This is a genomic window from Sporanaerobacter sp. PP17-6a (assembly GCF_900095615.1).
Classification (GTDB): Bacteria; Bacillota; Clostridia; order Tissierellales; family Acidilutibacteraceae; genus Acidilutibacter; species Acidilutibacter cellobiosedens.
Map to the genome: position 1 here is coordinate 1 of NZ_FMIF01000011.1, position 3,472 is coordinate 3,472.

Genomic DNA, 3,472 nt, shown 5'->3' on the forward strand with positions numbered 1-3,472 from the left:
ACTTAAATTTAGGCCATTTTAAACCATATATAATTGCTCCTACAGTATAGAAGATACCTCCTCCGATTAGCCAACCTACTCCTTCTATCGAGACAACTTCTTTTAAGGGGAAAAAAGCAAGTACCACAAGCCATCCCATAAGAATATAGATAGTTGTAGAAATCCATCGAGGTACATCCATCCAAAGAGCTTTCAAGATAATTCCTCCAACAGCAAGAACCCAAATACTTATTAATAAACCCCATCGCCATTTCCCCGAAAGAGAAATCATACATATTGGAGTATATGTTCCTGCAATCAGAACATAAATCATCATATGATCCAACTTTCTTAAGATCCTGTTTACTTTTCCTTGAGCAGGGGACCAATGATATACCGTACTTGCCGTATACAATAAAATAAGACTTATCCCATAAACAATAACAGAAATCATATCTTTATATGTTCCTATAGGCTCTACATATTTTACTAATATCATAGTACCAAAAACAGATAAAACAGCTCCTATAAAATGAGTTAATGCACTGATAGGGTCCTTAATTTTTATATTCATAAAACCACTCCTTAATCTATTTATGTAATTTAATAGTTTTAAAAACCACTTTATAATATATATGTATTATAATATATTGTTATTGATACTTCAATATATTTTTTTATTTCAAAAAAAATTAATTTATTATATTGATATACGGTAAGGGAGACTTTATAATATAATAGAGGTGATATATATGACTTTTGAAAGAGAAGAATTGATAAATTTGATTAAGAAAAATATTTCTTTAAAACAAATAGATTTATCGGAAATTCCGGATATTGATTTATATATGGACCAAGTGACAACTTTTATGGAAGATAAATTAAAAGAATTCAAAAGGACGAAACAAGATAAGATATTAACCAAAACCATGATCAATAACTATACAAAAAATAAAATACTTCCTCCCCCTGAAAAGAAAAAATATTCTAAAGATCATATGATGCTTTTAATATTAATTTATCATTTAAAACAGATTTTATCTATTGGTGATATTCATTCCCTACTATCTTCCGTAAGTGATATCTCCATTGAAAATTTATATAAAAACTTTACTGATATTCAATCAATAGAATGTAAAAATTTTTCTGAAGAAATGCCAAAAAAAATAGATGAATTGCAAAAACAAATTCATCCTAATGAAGAAAACTTTGATAAATTAACTTTATTTTCAATGATTTTTTTCTTGATAATACAATCTTCTTTAGAAAAGAGACTGGCAGAAAAGTTAATAGATACATTTTTTAATGATTAAAAATACTCTATACGGACATTTCCAATACTATGGGGCAATGGTCGCTTCCCATAATATCAGAATGAATGATGGAATCTTTTAAAAAGTCCTTCAGTCTTTCAGATATTATAAAATAATCAATTCTCCATCCGGAATTTCTTTCTCTTGCCTTTCTCATATAGGACCACCATGTATAGGCTTGTTCTTTCTGTGGATATAGATATCTAAAAGTATCAATAAATCCGCTTTCCAACATATTAGTCATCTTCTGTCTTTCTTCATCTGTAAATCCTGCATTTTTTCTATTTGTTTCAGGATTTTTTAAATCTATTTCTTCATGGGCTACATTAAGATCCCCACATAAAATAACGGGTTTTGAATTATCTAATCTCTTCATATATTTTAGAAATATATCTTCCCAGCTCATCCTATAATCAAGTCTCTCTAATTCTCTGCGGGAATTTGGAGTATAAGCATCAATTAAATAAAATTTTTCAAATTCTAAAGTTATAACTCTACCCTCCTGATCGTATTCATCAATTTCAATTCCATATTTAACTGATATAGGCTTGGACTTTGTAAATACAGCCGTACCTGAATAGCCCTTTTTCACCGCATAATTCCAATATTTATAGTAACCTTCTAATTCCAGATTTACCTGCCCTTCTTGAATCTTAGTCTCTTGAATACAAAATATGTCTGAATTCTCTCTATTGAAATAATCCATAAATCCTTTCTTCATACACGCTCTAAGTCCATTCACATTCCAAGAAATAAGTTTCACAATATTACCTCCTATCTATTCTGCATCTCCCTCTCTATCCGTAATAATTAAGAATAGCCTTCTTTATATAAATATTATAGCAACTATTATAACTTATTTGAAATAAAAAAAAGAAGTATCATGAAATTATTCTTAAGTAGATAATGATACTCCTTTCACGAAATAAAATTGTTATATTTATCTAATATCCCTTATTTAAATCAACTAAGTTAATAATTTTCTCTCCGGAAATATATCTTTTAAAATTTTCATATACTATATAAAATCTTCTTTCTTTTACCATTTCCGATACCCATGAGTTATGAGGAGTGATTATTACATTTTTCATATCCCAAAGAGGACTTTCTTTCTTTAGCGGTTCTTCTTCAAAAACATCCAATGCCGCTCCCCCAATTTTACCTTCCTTTAACCCCAATATCAAATCTTGCTCATTAATTATATTTCCCCTGGATATATTTACAATATATACTCCGTCTTTCATGCTCCCAATCACATCTTTGTTTATTAAATGGTAAGTCTTATCTGTATAAGGCATAGATACTACTACCACATCACACATACTTACCATTTCTTTAATATTCTCCGTTTTATAACATTTATCAAAATGTTCTACATCTCTCCCCGTAGTATTAAGGCCCAATACAGTTGTTCCAAAACTTTTAATTCTCTTCGCCCCTTCTTTGGCTATATCCCCTGTGCCGATAAAGCCTATTGTCTTGCCATATATTTCCGATAACCTAGTATTGACTTTCCATTCTTTTTTGTGCTGATTTTCATAAAATTCTCTGCTCTTTTTAACCATCTCAAGAATTTTAAGCACTATCCATTCCGATATAGGAATGCTGTATCCCCCTCTGTTATTAGCTAATAATATTCCCCTGTCCCTTATTAAATCCAAAGGCACTTGATTTATTCCTGCACTAAAAAGCTGTATAAATTTTAAGTTCTTCAGCAATGAAATATCAAGAGATTGGAAAACAGCAAAACATGAAAGAACTTCTATGTCCTTAATATTCTCTGAAAATTTTACATCGTCTTCTTTTTCTACAATTATGTCATATCCTAAACTTCTTAGTTTATTCAATTTCTCCTCATCAAATTTTTCGGTTATTAAAGCTTTCATCCTTATCCCCTTCCATAATAATCTTTTTATAGCCCATAGAAAAATCTCATTCGTCTTAATTCATTAATGCTCCAATAGAAACCTTTTTTAATATTTACCCAATTACCTTCTTCATAATTATAGTTTATATATTTATATTTTTGTTTTCAATTAATTTCTCTTAACCATTATTGTGACCAATAGAAGTAATCTACCTTATATGAGCTACAATTTTTATGTAATAAATCCAATTAAATTTTTTAAATAGATATTAAAAAAAAGGGTATTTATAATAATACTTAAAAACTATAACAA

The 3,472-nt window shown here is 28.9% G+C and carries 4 protein-coding genes; 1 reads left to right on the forward strand and 3 read right to left on the reverse strand.

Translation table 11 applies throughout. From position 1 onward, the window contains the following. Window positions 1–553 (reverse strand): PAQR family membrane homeostasis protein TrhA (gene trhA, locus PP176A_RS05520; RefSeq protein ID WP_071139467.1); only part of this gene is annotated, 553 nt, incomplete at its 3' end. Window positions 554–731: 178 nt separating this feature from the next. Between trhA and PP176A_RS05525 the strand changes: the two genes are divergently transcribed. Next, window positions 732–1,292 carry a DUF1836 domain-containing protein gene (locus tag PP176A_RS05525; protein ID WP_071139468.1) on the forward strand — a complete coding sequence of 187 codons (561 nt, stop codon included), beginning with the start codon at window positions 732–734 and terminating at the stop codon, window positions 1,290–1,292. Window positions 1,293–1,299: 7 nt separating this feature from the next. Here PP176A_RS05525 and PP176A_RS05530 read toward each other — a convergent pair whose 3' ends face one another. Then, window positions 1,300–2,055 carry an exodeoxyribonuclease III gene (locus PP176A_RS05530; RefSeq protein WP_071139469.1) on the reverse strand — a complete coding sequence of 252 codons (756 nt, stop codon included), beginning with the start codon at window positions 2,053–2,055 and terminating at the stop codon, window positions 1,300–1,302. A 181-nt stretch (window positions 2,056–2,236) separates the two neighbouring features. Beyond that, complete coding sequence (locus PP176A_RS05535) at window positions 2,237–3,178, reverse strand: phosphoglycerate dehydrogenase (protein ID WP_128753396.1); 942 nt, start codon at window positions 3,176–3,178, stop codon at window positions 2,237–2,239. Between the last annotated feature and the right edge of the window lie 294 nt (window positions 3,179–3,472).

Bases quoted from the DNA above. Each gene is read 5' to 3' on its own strand.
- PP176A_RS05525 (WP_071139468.1), top strand. From the start codon at position 732: ATGACTTTTGAAAGAGAAGAATTGATAAATTTGATTAAGAAAAATATT.
- PP176A_RS05535 (WP_128753396.1), bottom strand. From the start codon at position 3,178: ATGAAAGCTTTAATAACCGAAAAATTTGATGAGGAGAAATTGAATAAA.